The sequence below is a fragment of the Vibrio sp. 03_296 genome, assembly GCF_002265885.1.
On sequence record NZ_NPKW01000391.1, the window covers coordinates 1 to 909 of the forward strand.

1 protein-coding gene and 1 pseudogene are annotated in these 909 nt (G+C 38.8%); both read left to right on the top strand.

The genetic code is table 11. The annotated features are described in order from the left end of the window. Positions 1-184 (top strand): annotated as a pseudogene (locus tag CIK04_RS24885) (alkyl hydroperoxide reductase subunit F); the annotation flags it as partial. Positions 185-483: 299 nt separating this feature from the next. Further along, positions 484-696 carry a cold-shock protein gene (locus CIK04_RS24890; protein WP_011081453.1) on the top strand — a complete coding sequence of 71 codons (213 nt, stop codon included), beginning with the start codon at positions 484-486 and terminating at the stop codon, positions 694-696. The last annotated feature ends 213 nt before the right edge of the window (positions 697-909 follow it).

Sequence of the window (909 nt, forward strand, 5' to 3'; positions counted from 1 at the left end):
GACGTTGAGCATTTCTGCTCGCGGCGAAATCGAAATCGGTAGCCGTGGTGAAACCAGCTTGGAAGGGGTGTTTGCGGCTGGTGATGCGACAACCGTGCCTTACAAGCAAATCATCATCGCAATGGGCGAAGGGGCAAAAGCGAGCTTGGGAGCGTTTGATTACTTGATTCGTAAGCAAGGCTAAAACCAACCAGCAAAGACATGTCACAAAAGAGAGAGGTTTAAAAGCACCTCTCTTTATTTTTAACCATGCTAAAAAATAATTTGCTTAAAAACAAAATAAAGCTATCTAATAAATAAAAAGTGTGTATAGTAATCATCAGCTCTTACCAAATGAGCTATTCATGATAGATTTATTAAGTTTAATCTCCAGTTATCTTTCGATACCCTTCGTTTAGCCTCTGCGACAGCTTTTCCTTTATACCCATAATAGCTTTGTTATCAGCAATTAATTAATCGAAAATTTAATACTTAGAGGTATCTATGTCTAATAAAGTAACTGGTTCTGTAAAATGGTTTAACGAAACGAAAGGTTTCGGTTTTATTTCTCAAGACAACGGTGGTAACGATGTGTTTGTTCACTTCAACTCTATCGTTTCAACAGGTTTTAAAACTTTGGCAGAAGGCCAACGCGTAACATTTGAAGTTGAACAAGGCAAAAAAGGCCCACAAGCTGCAAACGTAACTGCGCTATAATTTATGACGTGGTGCAACACGACCACGCCATCTCCTGCTCTGCCCCATCGTGTAATCCATTTAAAATCAATCACCTTCATCAAATACCTCTGTTCTGCTTGTCGACAGTTTTAAAGACTTTTTTGTTGCCAACAGGATAGGAGTAGACACAACTGTGTCATATTGGTTTTGTATATTCATTTAATCAAATTCATCGGAGGACTTATGTCTCGT